At 62.5% G+C, this 24735-nt stretch carries 34 protein-coding genes and 1 tRNA gene; 8 read left to right on the top strand and 27 right to left on the bottom strand.

From position 1 onward, the window contains the following. Positions 1–47: 47 nt before the first annotated feature. Entirely contained in the window at positions 48–419 is a 372-nt protein-coding gene (locus tag ACT531_RS16810; protein ID WP_209820522.1) for a DUF2946 family protein, read from the bottom strand. A 123-nt stretch (positions 420–542) separates the two neighbouring features. Here ACT531_RS16810 and ACT531_RS16805 point away from each other — a divergent pair, with 123 nt between their 5' ends. From ACT531_RS16805 to ACT531_RS16785, 5 genes are all read left to right on the top strand, one after another. Then, the gene (locus tag ACT531_RS16805; protein WP_110961800.1) at positions 543–1190 is read left to right on the top strand and encodes a glutathione S-transferase; all 648 of its coding nucleotides are present in this window, start codon (positions 543–545) and stop codon (positions 1188–1190) included. A 123-nt stretch (positions 1191–1313) separates the two neighbouring features. Continuing rightward, the gene (locus ACT531_RS16800) at positions 1314–1685 is read left to right on the top strand and encodes a TraR/DksA family transcriptional regulator (RefSeq protein WP_476018146.1); all 372 of its coding nucleotides are present in this window, start codon (positions 1314–1316) and stop codon (positions 1683–1685) included. 64 nt (positions 1686–1749) lie between these two features. Further along, positions 1750–2124: a hypothetical protein gene (locus ACT531_RS16795; protein ID WP_476018145.1), complete on the top strand. Its 375-nt coding sequence runs from the start codon at positions 1750–1752 to the stop codon at positions 2122–2124. Between the two features lie 52 nt (positions 2125–2176). Next, positions 2177–2590 carry a VOC family protein gene (locus tag ACT531_RS16790; RefSeq protein ID WP_476018144.1) on the top strand — a complete coding sequence of 138 codons (414 nt, stop codon included), beginning with the start codon at positions 2177–2179 and terminating at the stop codon, positions 2588–2590. After that, entirely contained in the window at positions 2587–3180 is a 594-nt protein-coding gene (locus ACT531_RS16785; protein ID WP_476018143.1) for a MarC family protein, read from the top strand. The genes ACT531_RS16790 and ACT531_RS16785 overlap by 4 nt, the downstream gene beginning before the upstream one ends. Before the next feature lie 96 nt (positions 3181–3276). Here ACT531_RS16785 and ACT531_RS16780 read toward each other — a convergent pair whose 3' ends face one another. Beyond that, positions 3277–3825, bottom strand: a complete 549-nt coding sequence (locus ACT531_RS16780; RefSeq protein WP_295944058.1) for an Rrf2 family transcriptional regulator — start codon at positions 3823–3825, stop codon at positions 3277–3279. Positions 3826–3976: 151 nt separating this feature from the next. Between ACT531_RS16780 and nhaR the strand changes: the two genes are divergently transcribed. Then, a complete protein-coding gene (gene nhaR / locus ACT531_RS16775; protein WP_476018142.1) occupies positions 3977–4873 on the top strand; it encodes a transcriptional activator NhaR in 897 nt (298 codons plus the stop codon). Positions 4874–5039: 166 nt separating this feature from the next. Here the strand turns inward: nhaR and ACT531_RS16770 are convergent. The 25 genes from ACT531_RS16770 to ACT531_RS16650 form a co-directional block, all read right to left on the bottom strand. Further along, positions 5040–5116 (bottom strand) — tRNA-Met (locus ACT531_RS16770). A 22-nt stretch (positions 5117–5138) separates the two neighbouring features. Then, positions 5139–5531 (bottom strand): 50S ribosomal protein L17, encoded by a 393-nt coding sequence (rplQ, locus tag ACT531_RS16765; protein ID WP_008906513.1) that lies wholly within the window; start codon positions 5529–5531, stop codon positions 5139–5141. A 154-nt stretch (positions 5532–5685) separates the two neighbouring features. Continuing rightward, positions 5686–6678, bottom strand: coding sequence for a DNA-directed RNA polymerase subunit alpha (locus tag ACT531_RS16760; protein WP_005793666.1), 993 nt, complete (start codon positions 6676–6678; stop codon positions 5686–5688). A gap of 117 nt (positions 6679–6795) precedes the next feature. Beyond that, positions 6796–7419, bottom strand: coding sequence for a 30S ribosomal protein S4 (gene rpsD, locus ACT531_RS16755; protein ID WP_015016011.1), 624 nt, complete (start codon positions 7417–7419; stop codon positions 6796–6798). 92 nt (positions 7420–7511) lie between these two features. After that, a complete protein-coding gene (rpsK, locus tag ACT531_RS16750) occupies positions 7512–7916 on the bottom strand; it encodes a 30S ribosomal protein S11 (RefSeq protein WP_005793662.1) in 405 nt (134 codons plus the stop codon). 16 nt (positions 7917–7932) lie between these two features. Further along, positions 7933–8298 (bottom strand): 30S ribosomal protein S13, encoded by a 366-nt coding sequence (gene rpsM / locus ACT531_RS16745; RefSeq protein ID WP_060987448.1) that lies wholly within the window; start codon positions 8296–8298, stop codon positions 7933–7935. A gap of 23 nt (positions 8299–8321) precedes the next feature. Then, positions 8322–8435 (bottom strand): 50S ribosomal protein L36, encoded by a 114-nt coding sequence (rpmJ, locus tag ACT531_RS16740; protein ID WP_005793651.1) that lies wholly within the window; start codon positions 8433–8435, stop codon positions 8322–8324. A 136-nt stretch (positions 8436–8571) separates the two neighbouring features. Then, positions 8572–9891: a preprotein translocase subunit SecY gene (secY, locus tag ACT531_RS16735; protein WP_015016012.1), complete on the bottom strand. Its 1320-nt coding sequence runs from the start codon at positions 9889–9891 to the stop codon at positions 8572–8574. 24 nt (positions 9892–9915) lie between these two features. After that, positions 9916–10347 (bottom strand): 50S ribosomal protein L15, encoded by a 432-nt coding sequence (gene rplO, locus ACT531_RS16730; protein ID WP_476018141.1) that lies wholly within the window; start codon positions 10345–10347, stop codon positions 9916–9918. A 10-nt stretch (positions 10348–10357) separates the two neighbouring features. Then, a complete protein-coding gene (gene rpmD / locus ACT531_RS16725) occupies positions 10358–10540 on the bottom strand; it encodes a 50S ribosomal protein L30 (protein WP_005793644.1) in 183 nt (60 codons plus the stop codon). Between the two features lie 14 nt (positions 10541–10554). Next, positions 10555–11073, bottom strand: a complete 519-nt coding sequence (rpsE, locus tag ACT531_RS16720) for a 30S ribosomal protein S5 (protein WP_015016014.1) — start codon at positions 11071–11073, stop codon at positions 10555–10557. A 17-nt stretch (positions 11074–11090) separates the two neighbouring features. Further along, complete coding sequence (gene rplR / locus ACT531_RS16715; protein ID WP_476018140.1) at positions 11091–11456, bottom strand: 50S ribosomal protein L18; 366 nt, start codon at positions 11454–11456, stop codon at positions 11091–11093. A gap of 11 nt (positions 11457–11467) precedes the next feature. Continuing rightward, the gene (gene rplF, locus ACT531_RS16710; protein WP_015016016.1) at positions 11468–12001 is read right to left on the bottom strand and encodes a 50S ribosomal protein L6; all 534 of its coding nucleotides are present in this window, start codon (positions 11999–12001) and stop codon (positions 11468–11470) included. 25 nt (positions 12002–12026) lie between these two features. Continuing rightward, positions 12027–12422 (bottom strand): 30S ribosomal protein S8, encoded by a 396-nt coding sequence (gene rpsH / locus ACT531_RS16705; protein WP_056420320.1) that lies wholly within the window; start codon positions 12420–12422, stop codon positions 12027–12029. 20 nt (positions 12423–12442) lie between these two features. Next, entirely contained in the window at positions 12443–12748 is a 306-nt protein-coding gene (gene rpsN / locus ACT531_RS16700; protein WP_015016017.1) for a 30S ribosomal protein S14, read from the bottom strand. Between the two features lie 8 nt (positions 12749–12756). Continuing rightward, the gene (rplE, locus tag ACT531_RS16695; RefSeq protein WP_015016018.1) at positions 12757–13296 is read right to left on the bottom strand and encodes a 50S ribosomal protein L5; all 540 of its coding nucleotides are present in this window, start codon (positions 13294–13296) and stop codon (positions 12757–12759) included. A 9-nt stretch (positions 13297–13305) separates the two neighbouring features. Continuing rightward, on the bottom strand, positions 13306–13626 hold the full coding sequence (rplX, locus tag ACT531_RS16690; RefSeq protein ID WP_060987447.1) for a 50S ribosomal protein L24: 321 nt from the start codon (positions 13624–13626) through the stop codon (positions 13306–13308). A gap of 9 nt (positions 13627–13635) precedes the next feature. Next, on the bottom strand, positions 13636–14004 hold the full coding sequence (rplN, locus tag ACT531_RS16685; RefSeq protein ID WP_007861702.1) for a 50S ribosomal protein L14: 369 nt from the start codon (positions 14002–14004) through the stop codon (positions 13636–13638). Between the two features lie 194 nt (positions 14005–14198). Beyond that, on the bottom strand, positions 14199–15791 hold the full coding sequence (locus ACT531_RS16680) for a glycerol-3-phosphate dehydrogenase/oxidase (RefSeq protein WP_476018139.1): 1593 nt from the start codon (positions 15789–15791) through the stop codon (positions 14199–14201). Positions 15792–15977: 186 nt separating this feature from the next. Next, entirely contained in the window at positions 15978–17711 is a 1734-nt protein-coding gene (locus tag ACT531_RS16675) for an ABC transporter substrate-binding protein (protein WP_015016021.1), read from the bottom strand. A gap of 135 nt (positions 17712–17846) precedes the next feature. Further along, positions 17847–18155: a DUF2160 domain-containing protein gene (locus tag ACT531_RS16670; protein WP_015016022.1), complete on the bottom strand. Its 309-nt coding sequence runs from the start codon at positions 18153–18155 to the stop codon at positions 17847–17849. Positions 18156–18304: 149 nt separating this feature from the next. Next, positions 18305–19117 carry a carbohydrate ABC transporter permease gene (locus ACT531_RS16665; protein ID WP_015016023.1) on the bottom strand — a complete coding sequence of 271 codons (813 nt, stop codon included), beginning with the start codon at positions 19115–19117 and terminating at the stop codon, positions 18305–18307. Next, entirely contained in the window at positions 19110–20006 is an 897-nt protein-coding gene (locus ACT531_RS16660) for a carbohydrate ABC transporter permease (RefSeq protein ID WP_015016024.1), read from the bottom strand. The genes ACT531_RS16665 and ACT531_RS16660 overlap by 8 nt, the downstream gene beginning before the upstream one ends. Continuing rightward, positions 20003–21079 carry an ABC transporter ATP-binding protein gene (locus ACT531_RS16655; RefSeq protein ID WP_476018138.1) on the bottom strand — a complete coding sequence of 359 codons (1077 nt, stop codon included), beginning with the start codon at positions 21077–21079 and terminating at the stop codon, positions 20003–20005. Before ACT531_RS16655 ends, ACT531_RS16660 begins: the two co-directional genes overlap by 4 nt. Before the next feature lies 1 nt (position 21080). Further along, a complete protein-coding gene (locus ACT531_RS16650; RefSeq protein WP_476018137.1) occupies positions 21081–22172 on the bottom strand; it encodes an ABC transporter ATP-binding protein in 1092 nt (363 codons plus the stop codon). Between the two features lie 235 nt (positions 22173–22407). On the opposite strand from ACT531_RS16650, the gene ACT531_RS16645 reads away from it, so the two are divergent. Then, positions 22408–23172: a DeoR/GlpR family DNA-binding transcription regulator gene (locus ACT531_RS16645; RefSeq protein ID WP_056648352.1), complete on the top strand. Its 765-nt coding sequence runs from the start codon at positions 22408–22410 to the stop codon at positions 23170–23172. A 20-nt stretch (positions 23173–23192) separates the two neighbouring features. After that, a complete protein-coding gene (gene glpK, locus ACT531_RS16640; RefSeq protein ID WP_476018136.1) occupies positions 23193–24686 on the top strand; it encodes a glycerol kinase GlpK in 1494 nt (497 codons plus the stop codon). Positions 24687–24735 lie beyond the last annotated feature (49 nt).

Here is a 24735-nt window from a genome sequence, read left to right as displayed (position 1 = left end):
AAGCGCATGTGAATAATGCGCAAACAGCTATCGAATCAATAGCGATTTCAGGAGAGCGATGGGGGCCCGCGCGGCGGCAGCGGCGCGGCAGTGCGCGCTGCAATGTGCGCGGCAGGGATGGGGCGCAGGGCATGCGCCAGGGGGTGAACCACAGGCAGCTGGGCCTGGGAGGCAGGAGGGGGAGCGCCCACATGCGCACACAGCGGGCAGTCCAGCGTGTGGCTGGACAGTTCCTTGGCGCCGTCATCGGTCTTGACCAGCACTTTGATCGCTCCCGAGCCCGAGCAGATCAGCTCCATGGCCTGCGGATGCACCAGTGGCGACGCCACAGCCACGCCGATCGACAACACAAACCACGCCAGCACCAGGCGGGCGAGCCAGCGAAGGCTGCGAAGGGTTTGCAAGGACGGCAACGACATGGAGGCGCCATTGTAGGTGCGCAGCTCACGCCGACCGGCACGCGGGTCATCTGCGTGACCGCTTGGCGCCACCCACCGACCTAGGATGTGCGCCTGCCAACACCACAAACTAGGAGACACCCCATGCTCACACTCTGCGGCTTTTCGGCCAGCAACTACTACAACAAGGTCAAGCTGGCCCTGCTCGAAAAGGGCCTGCCGTTCACCGAAGAACTGGCCTGGGTGGGCGAGACCGACCGCAGCGCCAGCCCGCTGGGCAAGGTGCCCTACCTGCGCACGCCGCAGGGACCGCTGTGTGAGTCTGCAGTGATGGCCGACTACATCGAAGCCGCCCACCCCGAGCACCCGCTGATCCCGGCAGACCCCTACCAGGCCGCCAAGGTGCGCGAGCTGATCACCTTTCTGGAACTGCACCTGGAGCTGGTCGCGCGCAACCTGTATCCCCAGGCCTTCTTTGGGGGCACTGTGAGCGACACTGCCAAGGAAAAGGTCGGCGCACAGCTGCAGAAGAACATTGCCGCCTTCGGCCAGCTGGCCCAGTTCAGCCCCTACGTGGGCGGCGACACCTTCACCATGGCCGACTGCGCGGCCATCGTGCACCTGCCGCTGGTCAGCTCGGCCACCAAGATCATCTATGGCAAGGACTATCTGGCCGACCTGCCCGTGCGCGACTACCTGGCCCGCATGGCCGAGCGCCCCCATGTGCAGCGCGTGAACGCGGACCGCAAGACCAACACCGCCGAAATGCTGGCGCGCCCGCCCAAGCGCTGAGCCCGCCCCGCAGCGGTGTCACCCGGGCAGTGACACCGCGCGCCATCCCTTGACCTTGGTCAACCCACCGCGCCGCGCACAGGCGCACCATGCAGGTATCCGATCACCCCGAGGAGACCCCGCATGGACAAGACCCAAGCCGCCCCATTTCGCCAGCAGTTGCTGAACCAGCAGTCCGAGTTGCTGGCCCAGTTGGCCGCACAGCGCGGCGGCGTCATCGGTCGCGCCGAAGTGGCCGCTGAACACTTTGGGCAACCGGAAGACCCACGCGCCCAGGTGGCCACCGAGCGCGAACTGGAATTTGCCCTGGGCGAACGCGAAACCGCGCACCTCGCCGCTGTCGAAGCCGCCCTCGCCCGCATCGAAGCGGGCACCTATGGCGAGTGCACGGACTGCGGCGCCCACATCACCGCCGCCCGCCTGCATGCCCAACCCGAGGCAGCGCGCTGTGTGCAATGCCAGGAAAAGGCCGAGCAACACCCGCGTGCTGCGTGAGCAGGTTCGCCCGCTCCGCCCCTCTTCCTTCCCGTTTTTGTCATCACTTCAAGAAAGCCGATTCATGAGCACTTTTCACGCCGTTGTCTGGATGGACCAATCCGAAGCCCATGTGGTGATGTTCGACCGCGAACACGCCGAGGCCCAGCGCATCAAGTCCCGCAGCCACCACAAGCACCAGGGCAAGGTCGAAGACCTCGCGCCGTTTTTTGCCGAAGTGGCGCAGGCCCTGACCCACACCCGCGAGGTGCTGCTGGCCGGCCCAGGCCTGGTGCGCAACCAGTTCCGCGACTGGGCCGCCAAGCACCATGCGGCCGTGGCCGGTGTGGTGGTGGACTCGGTGGCCGCCGACCATCCGACAGACGCCCAGCTGGTGGCCATGGCGCGCCAGTACTTCAAGAAGTTTGACAACATGGCCGCCGATCCGTCGGTCGCCTGACCGAGCTCCCGCCCCCCCCACGGCGTGGCCCCTGGCTGCTATCCTCTGCGGGATGCGCAGCCTCTTTCACCTCGCCTTTCACGTCACCGACCTGGACGCCGCCCGCCACTTTTATGGCGGCGTGCTGGGCTGCCAGGAAGGCCGAAGCACCGACACCTGGGTGGACTTCGATTTTTTTGGCCACCAGATCTCGTTGCACCTGGGTACACCGTTTGCCAGCGCCCACACCGGGCATGTGGGGGACCACCTGGTCCCCATGCCGCATTTCGGCGCCATTTTGGAACTGCCCGACTGGCATGCACTGGCCGCGCGGTTGAAGGCCGCCGGCACTGCCTTCGTGCTGGAGCCGCAGGTGCGCTTTGAAGGCCAGCCCGGCGAGCAGTGGACGATGTTCTTCCACGATCCCAGCGGCAATCCGATCGAGATCAAGGGATTTCGCTCGCTGGACGCGGTGTACGCAACGTGAGCTACACTTTCGCGTCGGCCACCATCCTGCTCCTGCTGATCACCGATCCGCTGGGCAACATCCCCATCTTTGCCAATGCCCTGCGGGGTGTGGCGGCCGAGCGCCGTGCTCGGGTGATCCTGCGGGAGGTACTGATTGCGTTTGCCCTGCTGCTGGTGTTCCTGTTCTTCGGGGCAGAGTTTCTGCGGGTGATGAACCTGAGCGACCTGTCGCTGCAGATTGCCGGCGCCGTGGTGCTGTTTCTGATCGCGCTGCGCATGATTTTTCCGTCGGCAGACGGCCCGCAGGCAGAGCTTCCGGGCGAGCCGCTGATCGTGCCGCTGGCCATTCCTGCGCTGGCAGGCCCGTCGGCACTGGCCACCGTCATGCTGCTGGTGGCCCAGGCGCCGGAGCGGCGATGGGAATGGGTGGGCGCGCTGTGCGTCACCATGGCCGTGTGCGCTGTCGTGCTCTTGCTGGCCGAACGCATCCAGCGCCTGGTGGGCGAACGCGTGGTGATGGCGTTTGAACGCCTGATGGGTCTGATCCTGGTTGCGATCTCGGTCGAGATGCTGATCCGGGGCATCAAGCAGCTCGCACACCAGTTGTAACGTAGCCGTCGGCAGCCAGGCAGCCTGCCGCTGCGCCAGCCTCGGTGGGCTTGGCGCCGCACCCGACGCCTTGCACCACCGCAGGGTCCCTTCGCCTCAGCGGCGCTGCAGGATCGGCATGCTCCCCAAGGCAAACACCGAGTTGGGCACATTGACCCGCGCCATCAGTGGACGGGGCTTGGGCGCCAGGGGCAGCTTGGTCCGGGCAGCCGGGGCCTTTTCCTCCACCACCGTGCCCTGCTTCAGGGCCTGGTCCACCAAGTCCTGCAGCGTCACCGACTGCAGGTATTCCATCACGCGGGAGTTGAAGCTGGTCCACAGCTCGCCCGTCATGGATTTGACCTGCGCAGCCTGGCCGGCGCCCAGGTTCTGCAGCTCGTCGTTCTTGAGGTTCTCCACCGCCAGGATGATTTCGGCCACCGACACCTGTTCGGCCTGCCGCGCCAGCGTGTAGCCGCCGCCTGGCCCGCGGGTGCTGTCCACGAGGCCGGCACGGCGCAGCGCGCTGAACAGCTGCTCCAGGTACGAAAGGGAAATGCCCTGCCGCGCGCTGATGGTGGACAAGGGCACGGGCCGCAGCTTCTGGCGCAGGGCCAGGTCGGTCATGGCGGATACCGCCAGCTGTCCTCGGGTCGTGATACGCATCGTTGCTACTCCTTGTGAACACAGGCAGCTCTAGGCCGCGGCGCAGATCGCCACGGAAGCTGCCAAACGTCAATGTAGAGAGTTTCATACTTCGCGTATATTCGTTTTATCGTGTTTTTTTCTTCGATTTTTTCGAAGCTTTGAGGTCTTCATGAATTTCAAGCACCTGCGTTACTTCTGGACGGTGGCCAAGGCAGGCGGCGTGATGCGGGCGGGTGAGCAGCTGAACACCACACCGCAAACGCTGTCTGGCCAGATCAAGCAGCTGGAAGAATGGCTAGGCCACGACCTGTTCCGTAAGCGGGGGCGCGGCCTGGAGCTGACCAGCGAGGGCCGCGTGGCACTGGGCTATGCCGAGCAGATCTTTGCACTGGGGGACGAGTTGGAGAAGTCCATCCGGCTGGCGCGCGGGCACGAGAAGCCCCTGGAGTTCCGGGTGGGCGTGGCCGACTCGATTGCCAAATCCGTCGCCTACCACCTGCTGGAGCCCGCGCTGGGGATGCCGCAGCGCGTGCACATGACCTGCCATGAGGGCAAGTTTCCCGAACTGATTGCGCAGTTGAGCCTGCACCGGCTGGACCTGGTGCTGGCCGATGAGCCGGTGTCCAACAAGATCGGCGTCAAGGCGTTCAACCACCCGCTGGGCACCAGCAGCATGAGTTTTCTGTGCGCCCCTGCCTTGCGGGCGCAGCTGGAGGGACCATTCCCACAGTGCCTGCACGGCGCGCCCATGCTCATTCAGGGGCCCATGTCGTCCGTGCGCCAACAGCTCGACCATTGGCTGAACAAGCACCAACTGCAGCCCCGTCTGGTCGGTGAGTTCGATGACAGCGCATTAATGAATGCGTTTGGACGTGAAGGCCGAGGCATCTTCACCTCTCCCTCCGTGCTGGACGAGGAGACCACGGCCCAGTTTGGCGTGGAAGTCATAGGGCGCTCCTCCGAACTGGTGGAGGAGTTCTTTGCCATCTCCGTCGAAAGGCGCATCACCCACCCTTGTGTGGTGGCCATCACCAAAGCCGCGAAGGCGGATCTTTTTGCCCATTGAGCCCGTCGGAAACGTCGCGGTAGTCGGGCACCTCCACGGCAGTCTGAACAGGAGACCGCGAAGGCAATCCACCCTTGGCAGCGCCTAGCGCGTCAACCATCGGGCGCACAAACAAAAACGCCCACTGGGTAGTGGGCGGTTTGCTTTAGCAAGGATTGCTATGTTTTGGTTGCGCGAGAAGGATTTGAACCTCCGACCTTTGGGTTATGAGCCCAACGAGCTACCAGACTGCTCCATCGCGCGGTAAGAAGTAAATTATACCCTATTATTCAGCTGCTGCCGAATTATTTTCGGTTTCTGCAGCACGGTCGACCAGTTCGACCAGGGCCATAGGCGCATTGTCGCCCACGCGGAAGCCCATCTTCAGGATGCGGGTGTAGCCACCAGGACGCACCTTGAAACGGGGGCCCAGGTCGTTGAACAGCTTGGTCACGCTATCACGGTCGCGCAGACGGTTGAAAGCCAGGCGGCGGTTGGCCACGGAGTCTTCCTTGGCCAGGGTGATCATGGGCTCGATCACGCGGCGCAGTTCCTTGGCCTTGGGAACGGTGGTCTTGATGACTTCGTGCTCGATGAGCGAGTTCATCATGTTCTGCAGCATCGCGAGGCGGTGCGAGCTGGTGCGGTTGAGTTTGCGAAGGCCGTGTCCGTGGCGCATGGTGCTTTCTTTCTACTGTCTATGTAATTAAATCGGGCAGCCGGATCAGGTACTGTCCGAGGCACTGTTCCCCATGGGGAACGAAAAGTCCCCCTTTCGGGGGACATCAAACCGGGCGCCCAAACTTTGGGCAGCCTTCGATTATAGCTTTGGCTTAACGCTTGTCCAGACCTGCTGGAGGCCAGTTCTCAAGCTTCATGCCCAAGGTGAGGCCGCGCGATGCCAGCACTTCCTTGATTTCGTTGAGCGACTTGCGGCCCAGGTTAGGCGTCTTGAGCAGCTCGTTCTCGGTGCGCTGGATCAGGTCACCGATGTAATAGATGTTCTCCGCCTTCAAGCAGTTGGCAGAACGCACGGTCAGTTCCAGCTCGTCCACGGGACGCAGCAGGATCGGATCGAACGTCGCATTGCCACGTGGGCCTGCAGGCGCATCGAACGCAGCCAGTTCGCCGCCTTCGAGCTGTGCGAATACCGCCAGCTGCTCCACCAGAATCTTGGCCGATGCGCGCACAGCGTCTTCGGCAGTGATCGCACCGTTGGTTTCGATCTCGACCACCAGCTTGTCCAGGTCGGTACGCTGCTCCACACGGGCGCTTTCCACGGTGTAGCTCACGCGCTTCACGGGGGAGAACGATGCGTCCAGCACAATGCGGCCAATCGACTTGGTCGATTCGTCGGCATAGCGGCGCAGGTTACCGGGCACGTAGCCGCGACCCTTCTCTACCTTGATCTGCATGTCCAGCTTCCCGCCAGCAGACAGGTTGGCAATCACGTGATCCGGGTTGACGATTTCCACGTCGTGAGGGGTCTGGATATCACGGGCGGTGACCACACCTTCGCCGTCTTTGCGCAGGCTCAGTGTCACTTCGTCACGGTTGTGGAGCTTGAACACCACGCCCTTGAGGTTCAACAGGATGTTGACCACGTCCTCTTGAACGCCGTCGATGGACGAATACTCGTGCAGAACGCCTGCAATCGTGACTTCCGTCGCTGCGTAACCCACCATGGACGAGAGCAGGACGCGCCGGATGGCATTGCCCAGCGTGTGGCCGTACCCACGCTCGAACGGCTCCAGTGCGACCTTGGCACGATTGTGGCCAAGCTGCTCGACATTGATCGCCTTGGGTTTCAGCAAATTGGTTTGCATTCAGACTTCCTCTCAATACCCCCAGCTCGTTACACCGGTAAGGCTGGTGAAGCACCTAAACCGCGATGCCTCGCGGTTCAGGGACGGTTTGCTTGAAATACTTCCGTACTCTACGGATTAACGCGAGTACAACTCAACGATCAGCGATTCGTTGATGTCAGCGCCGAACTCGTCGCGGTCGGGCACCTTCTTGAACACGCCTTCAGCCTTGTCGGCGTTCACTTCCACCCAGGCAGGCATGCCCACTTGGGCTGCCAATTGCAGAGCCTCGACCACGCGGGCTTGCTTCTTGGACTTTTCGCGGACAGCCACCACGTCGCCCACCTTGACCAGGTACGAAGCGATGTTCACCGACTTGCCGTTCACCGTGATCGCCTTGTGGGACACCAGCTGGCGTGCTTCGGCGCGTGTGGAGCCGAAACCCATGCGGTACACGACGTTGTCCAGACGCGATTCCAGCAGGAACAGCAGGTTGGCGCCGGTGTTGCCCTTCTTGCCGTCGGCAGCTTCAAAGTAGCGGCGGAACTGCTTTTCCAGCACGCCGTACATGCGCTTGACCTTCTGCTTTTCGCGCAGTTGCAGACCGTAGTCAGAAGTGCGGGCGCCCGAAGTGCGGCCGTGTTGGCCAGGCTTGGAGTCGAACTTGGACTTGTCCGCGATGGAGCGACGTGCGCTCTTCAGGAACAGGTCGGTGCCTTCACGGCGGGAGAGTTTGGCCTTGGGGCCGAGGTAACGTGCCACTTGAGCTTCCTTTGTGTCATCTGCCGCAAACCATTGCGGGAGCCGCCTGAGGCGCTTGCGCGTTCACAGGCGGCGGTGGGCTTAGAGAGAAATTAGATACGACGGCGCTTTTGGGGGCGGCAGCCGTTGTGAGGCACCGGGGTCACATCGGAGATCGATGTGATGCGGATGCCCAGTGCGCCCAGTGCGCGCACCGACGACTCACGACCAGGACCTGGGCCCTTGATTTCCACATCAAGGTTCTTAATACCTTGATCGATAGCAGCGCGGCCGGCCACTTCAGAAGCCACCTGGGCTGCGAAGGGGGTGGACTTGCGCGAGCCCTTGAAACCTTGGCCACCGGACGAAGCCCATGACAGAGCGTTACCCTGGCGATCGGTGATCGTGATGATGGTGTTGTTGAACGAGGCGTGCACGTGGGCAATGCCATCCGAAACATTCTTCCGGACCTTCTTGCGGACGCGCTGAGCTGCGTTATTGGCAGGAGACTTAGCCATGATGATCTTTCAATCTTTATTTCTTCAGTGCAGCAGCACCCTTGCGCGGACCCTTGCGAGTGCGTGCATTGGTACGAGTGCGCTGACCACGCATTGGCAGACCGCGGCGATGGCGGAAGCCACGATAGCAGCCGATGTCCATCAAACGCTTGATGTTCATCGTGGTTTCGCGGCGCAGGTCACCTTCAATGGTGAACTGCTCGATTTGCTCGCGAATTTTTTCCAGATCGCTGTCCGTCAGATCCTTGATCTTCTTGGAGTAAGCGATACCAGTTGCTTCGCAGATCTTGCGAGCGCGGGTGCGACCGATGCCAAAAATGGCGGTCAAACCGATTTCCGCGTGCTTATGCGGCGGAATGTTAATGCCAGCGATACGTGCCATATGCGTCCTCTAATACTTTCCAATCAACCTTGGCGCTGCTTGTGACGCAGATCCGTGCAGATCACACGCACCACACCCTTGCGGCGGATGATCTTGCAGTTGCGGCAGATTTTTTTGACCGAAGCCGAAACTCTCATTGCATTCTCCTAAAACTTTTCCATCCGTCCCGGCTGCTTCGCACGGAACACAATTTGTGCCCGCGAAAATCGTGGGGCGCCAATTCAACCGATATCCAACTCTTTGCAGACAGCGCCGTGCGCCGCCTTGGTGCCATCAACCGCCTGCACCGCCCTTGAAGTTCGCCTTCTTGAGCAGCGATTCGTACTGTTGCGACATCATGTAGTTCTGAACCTGGGCCATGAAGTCCATGGTCACCACCACGATGATCAGCAGCGAGGTTCCGCCAAAGTAAAACGGAACGTTGTACTTCAGGATCAGGAACTCGGGCAGCAGACACACAAAAGTGATGTACACCGCGCCCGCCAACGTCAGGCGAACCAGGATCTTGTCGATGTAGCGTGCAGTTTGCTCACCAGGACGAATGCCCGGAATGAACGCGCCGCTCTTCTTCAGGTTGTCTGCTGTCTCGCGGCTGTTGAACACCAAAGCCGTGTAGAAGAAACAGAAGAAGACGATCGCTGCAGCGTAGAACATCACATAGATCGGCTGACCTGGCGTCAGTGCACCCGAGATGTCCTTGAGCCAACGCATCGATTCGCCAGCGCTGAACCAGTTCACCACGGTCGCAGGCAGCAGGATGATCGACGATGCGAAGATCGGGGGGATTACACCCGCCATGTTCAGCTTCAAGGGCAAGTGCGACGACTGGCCGCCATACACCTTGTTGCCGACTTGTCGTCGTGCGTAATTCACCAGGATCTTGCGCTGTCCACGCTCCACAAACACCACGAAGTAAGTCACGAGACCCACCACGATGACGATGAAGATCGCTGCAAGGATGCTCATTGCACCGGTGCGCACCAGTTCCAGAAGGCCACCGATCGAGCTGGGCAGACCGGCAGCGATGCCGCCGAAGATCAGGATCGAGATCCCGTTGCCCAAACCGCGCTCCGTGATCTGCTCACCCAGCCACATCAGGAACATGGTTCCTGCGGTCAGGCTGACCACTGCCGTCAGGCGGAAGCCAAAACCGGGGCTCAGCACCAGACCAGCAGAGCTTTCAAGGGCCACTGCAATACCCAGCGACTGGAACAGGGCCAGACCCAGAGTCCCATAACGGGTGTACTGCGTGATCTTCCGGCGGCCGGCTTCGCCTTCCTTCTTCAACTGCTCGAAGGCGGGCAGCACGTACGTCATCAGCTGCATAATGATCGATGCCGAGATGTACGGCATGATCCCCAGAGCAAACACCGTGAAACGCGACAGCGCGCCACCCGAGAACATGTTGAACAGGTTCAGGATGCCGCCCTGCTGGCCACTGAACAGCTGCTGAAGTTGGGCTGGATCGATGCCCGGCACGGGGATATGCGCCCCGATGCGGTACACGACCAGCGCCAGCAACAGAAAAACCAGACGCCGACGCAGGTCGCCGAATTTTCCGGTCTTTGCAATTTGAGCCGCGCTAGTAGCCACAGATGCCTTCCTTCAGTGCCACACTCAGGCGACGCTGCCGCCAGCAGCTTCGATGGCTGCCTTGGCACCTGCCGTAGCGCCCACGCCAGACAGCTTGACTGCCTTGGTCAGGGAACCGCTCTTGATGACCTTGACCACCTTGGCCAGCTCGTCCACCAGACCAGCTTGCTTCAGTGCCAGAACGTCGACTTCAGCCAGACCCAGTTGGTCCAGGGCTGTCAGCGTCACTTCCGCATTGAACTTCAGCAGGTGCGACTTGAAGCCGCGCTTGGGCAAGCGACGTTGCAGAGGCATTTGACCGCCTTCGAAGCCCACCTTGTGGTAGCCACCGGAGCGGGACTTTTGGCCCTTGTGACCACGGCCAGCGGTCTTGCCCAGGCCGGAGCCGATACCACGGCCTACGCGGCGCTTGGCATGCTTGGCGCCGTCTGCGGGCTTGATGCTATTGAGTTCCATGATCTATCTCTCAGACGATTTTGACCAGGTAGCTGATCTTGTTAATCATGCCGCGAACTTCGGGCGAATCCTTCAATTCGCTGACGCTGTTCAGCTTGCGCAGACCCAGGCCACGGACGGTGGCGCGGTGCGATTCCTTGGTGCCAATCGGGCTGCGCACCAGTTGAATCTTGACGGTTTGTTGCGTTGTCATATTCAGGCTCCGGTTCAGGCGAAGATGTCTTCGACTGTCTTGCCGCGCTTGGCTGCAACGTTCGACGGAGTCGTCGAATTGACGAGCGCGTCAAAGGTAGCACGGACCATGTTGTAGGGGTTGGACGAACCATGGCTCTTGGCCACGATGTCGGTAACACCCAGCACTTCAAAGACTGCGCGCATCGGGCCGCCGGCGATGATACCGGTACCCTTGGGAGCGGGAGCCATCATCACGACAGCCGCGCCATGATGGCCGGTCACGTTGTGATAGATGGTGCCGTTCTTCAGAGACACCTTGACCATGTTGCGACGAGCTTCTTCCATCGCCTTTTGCACGGCAGCAGGCACTTCCTTGGACTTGCCCTTGCCCATGCCCACGCGGCCATCACCGTCGCCAACCACCGTCAGTGCAGCGAAACCGAGGATACGGCCACCCTTCACGACTTTGGTCACGCGGTTGACCGCGATCATTTTTTCGCGCAGACCGTCGTCACGACCTTCGTCTTGCACTTTGGGTTGAAATTTAGCCATTTTGTATTCCGCTCCGCTTAGAACTGCAGGCCGGCTTCACGGGCTGCGTCGGCCAAAGCCTTGACGCGACCGTGGTAGGCAAAGCCTGCGCGATCAAATGCAACCTTCTCGACACCTGCAGCCTTCGCCTTTTCAGCGATACGCTTGCCGATGACCTGGGCTGCAGCGGCGTTGCCACCCTTGCCCGAACCGCCGAGCGACTTGCGCACGTCGGCTTCTACCGTCGAAGCGCTTGCCAGCACCTTGCTGCCGTCGCCGGAAATCACACTGGCGTAGATATGGAGGTTCGTACGGTTCACGGTGAGACGCGCCACGCCTTGCTGTGCAATGCGGATGCGGGTCTGACGCGAACGACGAAGACGCTGCTCTTTCTTGGTCAACATGTTGCAGCTCCTTATTTCTTCTTGGTCTCTTTGATCGTGATCTTTTCGTCCGCATAGCGGATGCCCTTGCCCTTGTAGGGCTCGGGTGGACGAACAGCACGGATCTCAGCAGCGATCTGACCGACGCGTTGACGATCGGCACCCTTGATCACCACTTCCGTGGGCGTGGGGGTGGCAACCGTGATACCAGCGGGCATCTCGATGTTGACCGGGTGCGAATAACCGACGGCCAGATTGAGCTTGGAACCGGCTGCAGCAGCCTTATAGCCCACGCCCACCAGGCTCAGCTTCTTTTCAAAGCCCTTGCTGACACCGACCACCATGTTGTTGACCAACTGGCGAATCGTGCCGCTCATGGCGTTGGCTTCGCGGGAATCATTGGCAGGCTCAAAGCTGAGCTTGCCGTCATTGCTGGACACCTTCACCAGCGCGTTTTGCGCCAGCGACAGGGTGCCGCCAGAACCCTTGACGGAGATCTGGTCGCTCTTCACGGACACATCCACACCTGCGGGGATGGTCACGGGCATTTTTCCTACTCGGGACATTTCAGTTTCTCCTCAATGCCGCGGGTTAGGCCACGTAGCAGAGCACTTCGCCACCGACACCGGTAGCGCGCGCCTTGCGATCGGTCATCACGCCCTTGGGCGTCGTGACAATTGCCACACCCAGACCGTTCATGACTTGTGGAATGGAATCACGGCCTTTGTAGACACGCAGACCAGGGCGGCTGACGCGCTCGATGCGCTCAATCACGGGACGGCCTGCGTAGTACTTCAGGGCAATTTCGAGTTCGGACTTGCCAGCTTCGGTCTTGACCTGGAAGCCGTCGATATAACCTTCGTCCTTCAGCACTTGGGCGATGGCGACCTTCACTTTGGAAGAAGGCACCAGAACCGTGGCCTTGGAGACCATCTGTGCATTACGGATGCGGGTCAGCAAGTCAGCGATGGGATCACTCATGCTCATGTTTAATCTCTCCTGCCTGCTTACCAGCTGGCCTTGGTGACACCGGGGATGTCGCCATTGAAAGCCAGTTCGCGGATCTTGGCGCGAGCCAGACCGAATTGACGGAAGGTGCCGCGTGGACGACCGGTGATTTCGCAACGGTTGCGCTGACGCGTGGGGTTGGCATTGCGGGGGAGCTTTTGCAGGCCCAGGCGGGCTGCATCACGCTCTTCGTCGCTGCGCTTGGCATCGCCAGCGATTGCCTTCAGTTCCGCATACTTGGTTGCGTACTTGGCTGCCAGTTTTTCGCGCTTCAGTTCGCGCTGGATCAAAGCTACTTTAGCCATGCTTCGCCTCAGTTCTTGAACGGGAAACGGAAACCAGCGAGAAGCGCCTTGGCTTCTTCGTCAGACTTGGCCGTCGTGGTGATGCTGATATTGAGACCGCGCAAAGCGTCAACCTTGTCGTACTCAATTTCAGGGAAGATGATCTGTTCTTTGACGCCGATGTTGTAGTTGCCACGGCCGTCGAAAGCGCGACCGGAGATACCACGGAAGTCACGAACGCGGGGCAGAGCCACGGTCACGAAACGGTCCAGGAACTCATACATCTGCACGCCACGCAGCGTGACCATGCAACCGATGGCCTGGCCTTCGCGGATCTTGAAACCGGCGATAGCCTTCTTGGCCTTGGTCACCACAGGCTTCTGACCAGCAATCTTGGTCAGGTCGGCCACGGCGTTGTCCATCACCTTCTTGTCCGAGACTGCTTCGCTCACGCCCATGTTCAGGGTGATCTTGGTCAGACGGGGAACCTGCATCGGCGAGGTGTAACCGAACTGCTTGGTCAGTTCGGGAGCGATCTTGTCGCGGTAAATGTCTTGGAGTCGTGCCATGTTTACCCCTTAGGCCGCCTTGATTTCAGCGCCGCTGGACTTGAACACGCGAACGCGTGTGCCGTCAGCCTGCACCTTGATGCCCACGCGATCAGCCTTGCCAGTAGCGGCATTGAAGATGGCCACGTTGGACTGGTGAATCGGCATGGCCTTTTCGATGATGCCGCCTGTCGTACCCTTCATGGGGTTGGGCTTGGCGTGCTTCTTGACCAGGTTGATACCGTCGATGACGAGGTGGGAGTCATCCTTGCGCAGCGTGACGGTGCCACGCTTGCCCTTGTCACGGCCGGTCAGCACGATGACTTCGTCGCCCTTGCGAATCTTGTTCATGGCGCGTCCTTAGAGAACTTCAGGAGCCAGGGACACGATCTTCATGAACTTCTCGGTACGCAGTTCACGCGTCACGGGTCCGAAGATACGGGTGCCGATAGGCTCCAACTTTGCATTCAGCAACACTGCAGCATTGCCGTCGAATTTGACGAGCGAACCGTCGCCGCGACGAATACCCTTCGCCGTGCGAACCACCACTGCGCTGTAAACCTCGCCTTTTTTGACGCGGCCACGTGGAGCGGCTTCTTTGATGCTCACCTTGATGATGTCGCCAACGCTTGCATAGCGACGCTTCGAGCCACCCAGCACCTTGATGCAAAGGACGGACTTGGCGCCGGTATTGTCGGCAACCTCTAACCGAGATTCTGTCTGGATCATTTCAATATTCCCAACTTGCACCAGAAGACAACAGCCCCAGAGAACTTCTCAAGGGCCGCAAATCAGCCAGTCAGTCTTGGGCCCGTCGTCCGCACCGCAAACCATTTGCAGCACTTCCCGCTGGGCAGAAACTTCACGTAGGAAACGCGAAGCCCTCGATTATTGCAAAACACTTTCGGGAAGTCAAGCCCGTGTTATGCAGGCACATGCAGATACTGTGGCGCCAGCGCCAGGAAGGCGTCCAGTTGCGGGTCGGAGCCCAGTTCCTCGCGCAGGATGCGGGCGACGACGGGCGCCAACTCCATGGCCTTGCGGGCATCCAGGAACAGCAGGCGCGAGCGTCGCGCCAGCACATCCTCCACCGTGCAGGCATATTCAAACCGGGCCGCAAAACGGACCATGGCCTCGGTCAGGCCGCCGCCCAGATCCGTTTGTGCGCCCGGCGTTGCCTGCACATCGGCCGCTTCGCTGCCATAGGAGTGCAGCCCCTGGGCGTCGCTGATCCGGTGCTGGACCGGCTCCCGTGGCGTACCCACCAGCGGCAACTGGTTCGTCACGCCGGCTGGCTTTTCGGGCAGCAGACCCGTGGTGAAGCATTTTTGCAACACATCTTCGGCCATGGCCCGGTAGGTGGTCCATTTCCCGCCGGTCACGGTGATCAGGCCGCTGCGGCTGGCCAGCACCGTATGTTCCCGGCTGATTTTCTTGGTGTTGTCGCCGTCGTCGTCCTGCGGCTTGACCAGCGGGCGTAAGCCCACCCAGATGCTGCGGATGTCCTCGACGCGGGGCGCGCGGGTCAGGTAGCGGGCGGATTCCTCCAGGATAAACCGCACTTCCTCCCGGAAGGGCTCGGGCTCACGCACCACGTCCTGGCGCGGGCTGTCGGTGGTGCCCAGAATGAGTTTGCCCAGCCAGGGCACTGCGAACAGCACGCGGCCATCGGCCGTCCTGGGCACCATCAAGGCGTGGTCGGACGGCAAGAACTCGCGGTCCACCACAATGTGCACGCCCTGGCTGGGCGCCACCATGGGCTTGACGGGCCGCCCGATGGCTTCGCCGTCCATCTGGCGCAGGGTGTCCACCCACACGCCCGTGGCGTTGACCACCGACCGGGCGCGCACGGTGAACTGTTGGCCGGTGTCCGCGTCCTCGCAGACAAAGCCCACGACCTTGCCGGCCTCGTGGACCAAAGATTTGGCTGGGCAGTAATTGACCACCAGGGCGCCCAGGCTGGCCGCCGTGCGCGCCAGCGCCAGCGCCAGGCGCGCATCGTCAAACTGGCCATCCCAGTATTTGACCCCGCCTTTCAGGCCCTCGGTACGGGCGGTGGGCAGGCACCGCAGGGTGCTCTCGCGCCCCAGGAACTGGGTGGCGCCCAGGCCCGCCTTGCCTGCCAGCGCGTCGTACATCATCAGTCCGACGCCGTAAAAGGGGGTCTCCCAGAAACGGTACGACGGCATCACGAAAGGCAATGGCTGCGCCAGATGGGGCGCGTTGTGCAGCAGCGTGGTGCGCTCGTGCAGCGCCTCGCGTACCAGGGCGATATTGCCCTGCGCCAGGTAACGAACGCCACCATGCACCAGCTTCGTGGCGCGGGACGACGTCCCTTTGGCGAAATCGTGGGAATCCACCAGCACCACACTGAAGCCGCGTGCCGCAGCATCCAGCGCCACCCCCAGGCCCGTCGCGCCCCCGCCGATCACGGCGAGGTCATATTGGTGCGGCTGGGCCAGGCGGGCCAGGAGGTCGGCGCGCCGTGTAGGGAGGGGAGCGGTGGCAATGGTCATGGGGTGATTGTCCATGGGCGGAGTAAAAACCAAGGGTTTACCCTTGAATTCCTGACACTCCCGGGGTGAGAACCCGCCCCAAGCCCTATGGAGGCCGGGGCGGTATGGAGCAAAAAAGACAGCCAGAGACCTTGTGAGCCCTGGCTGCCGATCAATGGTGGTTACAAGAACCCCTTGATCTGTAGGTCAGCGCGTCTTGCCGTCCTTCCACGCCTGCAGCAGCGTGTTGTAGGCAATCGTCTGGCCCTTGGGCTTCTCATTGGCGAGCTTGGCCCAAGGTGCCTGCTTGTCGCTCAGCCACTTGGAAGGATCGCTCTTGGGGTTCAGCTTGGGCGCGCAGTGGGCCATGCCGGCACGCTCCAGACGGGCCATCACCTGGTCCATTTCGTCGGCCAGCGTGTCCATGGCGCCCTGGGGCGTCTTTTCACCCGTCACAGCCTGGGCCACGTTCTTCCACCAGAGCTGGGCCAGCTTGGGGTAGTCAGGCACGTTGGTGCCGGTGGGCGACCATGCCACGCGGGCGGGGCTGCGGTAGAACTCCACCAGGCCACCCAGCTTGGGTGCCATGTCGGTCATGGCCTTGGACTGGATGTCGGACTCGCGGATCGGGGTCAGGCCCACCATGGTCTTCTTCAGCGACGTGGTCTTGGCGGTCACGAACTGGGCGTAGAGCCAGGCAGCGGCCGTCTTGTTGGCGTCGTGGTCCTTGAAGAAGGTCCAGCTGCCCACGTCCTGGTAGCCGTTCTGCATGCCCTGCTTCCAGTACGGGCCGTTGGGGCCAGGGGCCATGCGCCACTTGGGCGTGCCGTCGGCATTCACCACGGGCAGGCCGGGCTTGGTCATGTCGGCCGTGAAGGCGGTGTACCAGAAGATCTGCTGGGCGATCTGGCCCTGGGCGGGCACAGGGCCGGCTTCGCCGAAGGTCATGCCCGTGGCTTCCTTGGGCGCGTACTTCTTCATCCAGTCCACGTACTTGGTGAGGGCGTAGACGGCGGCGGGCGAGTTGGTCGCACCGCCACGGGCCACGCTGGCGCCCACGGGGGTGCACTTGTCGTCGGCCACGCGGATGCCCCACTCGTCGATCGGCAGGCCGTTGGGCGTGCCGATGTCGGCAGAACCTGCCATGGAAAGCCAGGCATCGGTAAAGCGCCAGCCCAGGGATGGGTCCTTCTTGCCGTAGTCCATGTGACCATAGATCGGCTTGCCGTCGATGTTCTTCACATCGTTGGTGAAGAACTCGGCGATGTCTTCATAGGCCGACCAGTTCAGCGGCACGCCCAGGTCGTAGCCGTACTTGGCCTTGAACTTGTCCTTCAGGTCCTTGCGGTCAAACAGATCGGCGCGGAACCAGTACAGGTTGGCGAACTGCTGGTCAGGCAGCTGGTACAGCTTGCCGTCGGGCGCCGTGGTGAACTTGGTGCCGATGTAGTCCTTGATGTCGATGCCGGGGTTGGTCCACTCCTTGCCCGCGCCGCCCATGTAGTCGGTCAGGTTCATGATCTTGCCGTAGCGGTAGTGCGTGCCGATCAGGTCCGAGTCCGAGATCCAGCCGTCATAAATGGACTTGCCCGACTGCATGGAGGTCTGCAGCTTCTCGACCACGTCACCTTCCTGGATCAGGTCGTGCTTGACCTTGATGCCAGTGATTTCCTCAAACGCCTTGGCGAGCGTCTTGGATTCGTACTCGTGCGTGGTGATGGTTTCGGAAACGACCGAAATTTCCTTCACGCCCTTGGCCTGGAGTTTTTTGGCTGCGTCGATGAACCACTTCATCTCGGCCATCTGCTGGTCTTTGCTCAGCGTGGATGGCTGGAATTCGCTGTCGATCCACTTCTTGGCCTCGGCCTCGCCGGCCCAGGCAGCCTGCCCCATCGCCAGAGCCGCGGCGGCGAAAGCGATCGCCTTGAACTGCATCTTCATTGCTGTCTCCTCTCAGATTGAGACCCCCATTGGTAGACTGGCACCAACCCGGGGGGGAACCAGGCCAGGCCTTCGACACTACAAAATCAATAGCTAGCAGCGCATATTCCTCTAGCGCTACCGGCTGTTTTTGCTTCAACCCTTGCGCAGGATCAGCACCAAGAGCGCCATCGACGCCACAAAGCTGATCCACACCGACGGCTCGGCAGACAGGCTGAACCACTGGACCAGCTTGCCACTGATGCCCACAAAAATCAGGTTCACGTAGGCCGCCGACAGCAGGCCGATAAAGAGCCGGTCACCGCGCGTGGTTTCCAGCGGCAAAAAGCCCTTGCGCATCGTCGTGGGCGACTTGATCTCCCACACCGTCATGCCGATCAGCATCAGCACGATGCACGTGAAGAACACCGCCACCGGCAACGTCCAGGCCATCCAGTCAAACATGGGTACCCCCCTGAGCGCCTGCGGCGCTTCCCCCCAGGGGGACGCAGCCCGCGGCCGGGCAAAGCCCGCTCCGCGGCTGCCGCTGGCTCGGGAAGCAGCGCGCGCTCTGCTGCGGGTTGTTGTGGTTCATAGGTCGGCTTCCCCTCATATCAAACCCGGCCCATCGCAAAGCCTTTTGCGATGTAGTGCCGCACAAACCAGATCACGATGGCGCCGGGCACGATGGTCAGTACCCCGGCGGCAGCCAGCGTCGCCCAGTCCATGCCGCTCGCGCTCACCGTGCGCGTCATGGTGGCCACGATGGGCTTGGCGTTCACGCTGGTCAGCGTGCGGGCCAGCAGCAGCTCCACCCAGCTGAACATGAAGCAGAAGAACGCCGCCACCCCCACCCCTGCCTTGATCAGTGGCAGGAAGATGGTCACGAAAAAGCGCGGAAAGCTGTAGCCGTCGATGTACGCCGTCTCGTCGATCTCGCGCGGGATGCCGCTCATGAAGCCTTCGAGAATCCACACCGCCAGCGGCACGTTGAAGAGCAGGTGCGCCAGCGCCACGGCGATGTGCGTGTCCATCAGGCCCACGGTGGTGTAGAGCTGAAAGAACGGCAGCAAAAACACGGCCGGTGGCGTCATGCGGTTGGTCAGCAGCCAGAAGAACACATGCTTGTCGCCCAGGAACTGGTAGCGGCTGAAGGCATAGGCCGCAGGCAGCGCCACGGTGAGCGAAATCACCGTGTTGATGCCCACGTAGATCAGGCTGTTGATGTAGCCCGAGTACCAGGACTCGTCCGTGAAGATGGTCTTGTAGTTGGCCCAGGTGAAGTGCTGAGGGAAGAACGTGAAGGTCGACAGGATCTCCTCGTTCGTCTTGAAGCTCATGTTGACCATCCAGTAGATGGGCAACAGCGCGAACAGCAGGTAGACCACCAGAAAGATCGACCGCTTCTGGAAGCGCTTTTCATTCATGGCCGGCTCCTTCGTTGCTGGCGGTGCCCACGCGCTGCATCCAGTTGTAGAGGATGAAGCACAGCAGCAAGATGATGAAGAAATAGATCAGCGAGAACGCTGCGGCAGGCCCCAGGTCGAACTGGCCCACGGCCTTGGTCGTGAGGTACTGGCTCAGGAAGGTGGTGGCATTGCCCGGCCCGCCACCGGTGAGCACGAAGGGCTCGGTGTAGATCATGAAGCTGTCCATGAAGCGCAGCAGCACGGCAATCATCAGCACGCCACGCATCTTGGGCAGCTGGATGTAGCGGAACACTGCGAACTTGCTCGCGCCGTCGATGCGGGCCGCCTGGTAGTACGCGTCGGGGATGGAGCGCAGCCCGGCAAAGGCCAGCAGCGCGACCAGCGGCGTCCAGTGCCAGACGTCCATCAGCAGCACCGTGAGCCAGGCCTGCGTGGCGTTGCCGGTGTAGCTGTATTCGATGCCCATCTCCTGCAGCAGCCGGCCCATGAGTCCGATGTCGGCACGGCCATAGATCTGCCAGATGGTGCCCACCACGTTCCAGGGGATCAGCAGCGACAGCGCCACCACCACCAAAACGGCGGACGACTTCCAGCCCTGCGCGGGCATGGACAGCGCCAGCAGAATGCCCAGCGGAATCTCCACCGCCAGCACGGCCAGCGAGAAGGTGAGCTGGCGCAACAGCGCGGCGTGCAGCTCCTCGTCGCGCATCACCTGCACAAACCACTCGGTGCCCACAAACACGCGGCGCTCGGGGCTGATGATGTCCTGCACCGAGTAGTTCACCACCGTCATCAGCGGCAGGATGGCCGAGAAGGCCACACACAGAATCACTGGCAGGATCAGGAACCAGGCTTTCTGGTTGACGGGTTTGGTGGTTGCGCTCATGCCAGCAACTCCTCATTTTTGTAAAAGCAGGTGTGCTCGCCCAGCACCTGCAGCCAGGCCGTGTCACCGGCCGATGGCAGTCGCGTCTCGGGCGTAAAGCGCGCCTTGACGGTGTGCTCGCCCACCTTGGCGGTCAGCATCTGGTAGGTGCCGATGTCCTGCACCTGCACCACCGTGCCGGGCAGTGCACCAGCCTGTTGCGGCTGGGCCAGCGCCAGGTATTCTGGGCGGATGCCGACCTGCAGGGTGCCAGCGGGCAGCGCGCGGCCGACGGGGCTGGCCAGGCGGTTGCCAGCCACCGTGAGGCTGTCGCCCTCGCTGTGCGCCGGCAAGAAGTTCATGCCCGGCGAACCAATGAAGTGCCCCACGAAGGTGTGTGCAGGCCGCTCGAACAAGGCGTCTGCCGAGCCGACCTGCACGGCCTTGCCGCGCGTCATCACCACCACCTGGTCGGCAAAGGTCAGCGCCTCCACCTGGTCGTGGGTCACATAGATCAGCGTGAGCTTGAGTTCGTGGTGGATCTGCTTGAGCTTGCGCCGCAGCTGCCACTTGAGGTGGGGGTCGATCACCGTGAGCGGTTCGTCGAACAGCACGGCGGCCACGTCCGCGCGCACCAGGCCACGGCCCAGCGAAATCTTCTGCTTGGCATCCGCCGCCAGGCCTGCAGCGCGCTGGTTGAGCTGGCCGCTCATCTCCAGCATCTCGGCGATCACACCCACGCGCTGCTTGATCTGGTCCTCAGGCACCTTGCGGTTGCGAAGCGGGAAGGCCAGGTTCTCGGCGACCGTCATGGTGTCGTAGATCACAGGGAACTGGAACACCTGCGCAATGTTGCGTTCTTGCGGGCTGGCGCGCGTCACGTCGCGGCCGTCGAACAGCACCTTGCCATGCGAGGGGACGAGCAGACCCGACATGATGTTGAGCATGGTGGTCTTGCCACAGCCCGAAGGGCCGAGCAGCGCATAGGCACCGCCGTCCTCGAATTCCATCTTGAGCGGCAGCAGCGCGTAGTCGCTGTCCTGCTGCGGGTTGGGCTTGTACGAATGCGCCAAGTCCAGGCTGATGCGGGCCATGTCAGCGCCCTCCTTGTGCGGTAGCAGGCCGGGCGGGCGCCCAGGCCAGTCGGCCGTCGGCACCAAACACGTAGGCCTGGGCGGGATCCAGGTGCAGCGTGATGGGCGTGCCCAGTTCAAAGTAATGCACGCCAGTCAGCTGCGCCACCAGGTCGCCCCAGGGCGTGGCCGCGTGCACAAAGGTGTCGGAGCCCGAAATCTCGGCCAGCTCCACCACCCCCGCCACGCTGACGTCGCCCGGGCGGGCCGCAACCCGCAGCGCACTGGCGCGCACGCCCACGGTGAGGCCGGCGGCTGCCGCCACGCCTTGTGGCAGCGGCACGCTCAGCTCCAGGCCGCCCTGCAGGCGCACCCCGGCAGGCGTGGCCGATGCGGCAATCAGGTTCATCGGCGGGTCGCTGAAAGCGCGCGCCACGCGCAGCGAATTAGGCGCATGGAACACCTCGGCCGTGGGGCCGTACTGCAGCAGCTGGCCTTCGTCCAGCACCGCCGTGTAGCCGCCCAGCAGCAGGGCCTCGCCCGGCTCGGTGGTGGCATAGACCACGGTGGACTGCCCGGCAGCAAACAGCTGGGTCAGCTCCTCGCGCAGTTCTTCGCGCAGCTTGTAGTCCAGGTTCACCAGGGGTTCATCCAGCAGCATCAGCGGCGCGCCCTTGGCCAGGGCGCGGGCCAGCGCCACGCGCTGCTGCTGCCCGCCCGACAGCTCGGCCGGGTAGCGGTCCAGGAACATGTCGATGTGCAGGCGGCTGGCAATTCCGCGCACGCGGGCGTCAATGTTCTTTTCGCCGCGCAGCCTCAGGGGCGACGCAATGTTGGCCGCCACCTTCATCGAGGGGTAGTTGATGAATTGCTGGTACACCATGGCCACATTGCGGTCGCGCACGGGGGTGCCCGTCACGTCCTTGCCATCCACCAACACGCGCCCGTGGGTGGGCACATCCAGCCCCGCCATGATGCGCATCAGGCTGGTCTTGCCCGCCTGGGTCGCCCCCAGCAACACCGTCACGGCATTGGGCTGCAGCGACAGGTTCATGTCGTACAGCCAGGTCTGCGCCCCGACTTTTTTGCTGATGCTGTCCAACGCCAGCTGCATGAAGCATCCTCTTCCGGCCCTGCGGCCTGTGTGAAAGGGCTGCACACACGCACGGCAGCCCTCAAATTTCGATCTTTTTCATTTTTGTTCCTTTTTGCTCGAATCGAATCAAGGTTTACCCTTAATCAATTCGTTTTTGTTCGATTTACAGTCTTTAGCGTGTCACCGGGCACCCAAGCGGATGTTTCAGATTCGTTACGATTCGGTGACAAACCACTGCGCACCACACCCCACCGTGAACACCAATCCCCGCCAACTCCAACTCCTCGAAGAAGTGCGCGCGCGCAAGTCCGCCACGGTGGAACAACTTGCCGACACCCTGGGGGTCACGCTGCAGACGGTGCGCCGCGACGTGCAGCGCCTGGCGGAGTCGGGACTGCTCACGCGCTTTCATGGCGGCGTGCGCGTGCCCAGCTCCACGGTGGAGAACCTGGCACACACCCAGCGTGAAAACCTGCATGCCGAAGGCAAGGCACGCATTGCGCGCGCCGTGGCCGAGCAGGTGCCCAACGACTGCTCGCTGATCCTGAACATCGGCACCACCACCGAGGCCATTGCCAAGGCGCTGCTGCACCACCGGGGCCTGCGCGTGATCACCAACAACCTGAATGTGGCCGCCATCCTGAGTGGCAACCCCGAGTGCGAGGTCATCGTGGCGGGCGGCGTGGTGCGCGCGCGCGACCGGGGCATCGTGGGCGAAGCGGCGGTGGATTTCATCCGCCAGTTCAAGGTGGACATTGCGCTCATCGGCATTTCGGGTATTGAGCCCGACGGGTCGCTGCGCGACTTCGACTACCGCGAAGTGAAGGTGGCGCAAACCATCATCGAACACGCGCGCGAGGTCTGGCTGGCGGCCGACTTCAGCAAGTTCAACCGCCCGGCCATGGTGCAACTGGCCACGCTGGCACAGATCGACCGCCTGTTCACCGATGCACCGCCGCCTGAGCCGTTTCCTGCCCTATTGCAAGACGCCGAAGTCCTCTGCACAGTCGCCGCCTGAATTCCTGAATCTTCCTCACCATGACCTACTTGCTCGCCCTCGACCAAGGCACCTCCAGTTCCCGCAGCATCGTTTTTGACGAAGGCGGCCACATCGTGGCCCAGGCGCAGCTGGAGCTGCCGCAGATCTACCCCCAGCCCGGCTGGGTGGAGCACGACCCGCTGGAGATCTGGCGCACCCAGCTCGCCACCGCGCGCGATGCGCTGGCCAAAGCGGGCATTGCGGCCCGCGACATCCGTGCCGTCGGCATCACCAACCAGCGCGAAACCACGGTGCTGTGGAACCGCCAAACCGGCCAGCCCGTGCACCACGCCATCGTGTGGCAGGACCGGCGTGCCGAGCCCGCCTGCGCCCAGCTGCGAAGCCAAGGCCACGCCGCCGCCATCCAGGCCAAGACCGGCCTGCTGGTGGATGCGTATTTCTCGGGCACCAAGCTGCAGTGGATGCTGGACCACGTGCCCGGCGCGCGCGACACGGCCGAGCGCGGCGAACTGGCCTTTGGCACGGTGGACAGCTGGCTGATGTGGAAGCTCACCCACGGCAAGGTGCATGTGACGGACGTGAGCAACGCCTCGCGCACCATGCTGTTCAATGTGCACACCAACCAGTGGGACGACGAACTGCTGGCGCTGCTGCGCATCCCCAAGGCACTGATGCCCGAGGTGTTGCCGTCCAGCGCCCACTTTGGCGACACGGCGGCCGACCTGCTGGGCCACGCCATCCGCATCGGCGGCGTGGCGGGCGACCAGCAAAGCGCGCTGTTCGGCCAGGCCTGCTTCACGGCCGGTATGGCCAAGAACACCTATGGCACCGGCTGCTTCATGCTCATGCACACGGGCGGCACGTTCCAGACCTCGCAGAACGGGCTGCTCACCACCAGTGCGGCACAGGCATCGACCCAGCCTGAATTCGCCATGGAAGGCAGCGTCTTTGTGGGCGGCGCCGTGGTGCAGTGGCTGCGCGACGGTCTGCGCGCCATCTCCACCAGCGGCGAGGTCGAGTCGCTGGCCCAAAGCGTGCCCGATTCGGGCGGCGTGATGATGGTGCCCGCCTTCACCGGCCTGGGCGCCCCCTACTGGAAGCCCGACGCACGCGGCACCATCACCGGCCTGACGCGCGGCACCACACTGGGCCACATTGCGCGCGCGGCGCTCGAAAGCATTGCCTACCAAAGCGCCGCCCTGCTGCTGGCCATGAGCCGCGACGCCGTGGCCGCCGGCGGCGCCCCGGTGAGCGAGCTGCGCGTGGACGGCGGCGCGTGCATCAACGACTTGCTGATGCAGTTCCAAGCCGACCTGCTGGGCATCCCAGTGGTCCGGCCCGCGGTCATCGAGACCACCGCTTTGGGCGCGGCCTACCTGGCAGGGCTGTCGAGCGGCGTGTACCGCAGCACGGATGAACTCTCGCGGCTGTGGCGCGCCGACCGCCGCTTTGTGCCCACGCTCAGCAGCGCGCGTGCACAGGAGCTGATGGTGAACTGGGAACACGCCGTTCGCCAAACGACAGCCGATTGAACCCGCCGCGCGCCGGATGGCAGCGCGGCGGCGCTACCATCGTGGCCCC

The sequence above is a fragment of the Acidovorax sp. DMC1 genome, from assembly GCF_056314325.1.
This window is presented reverse-complemented; position numbering and strand designations above follow the sequence as displayed.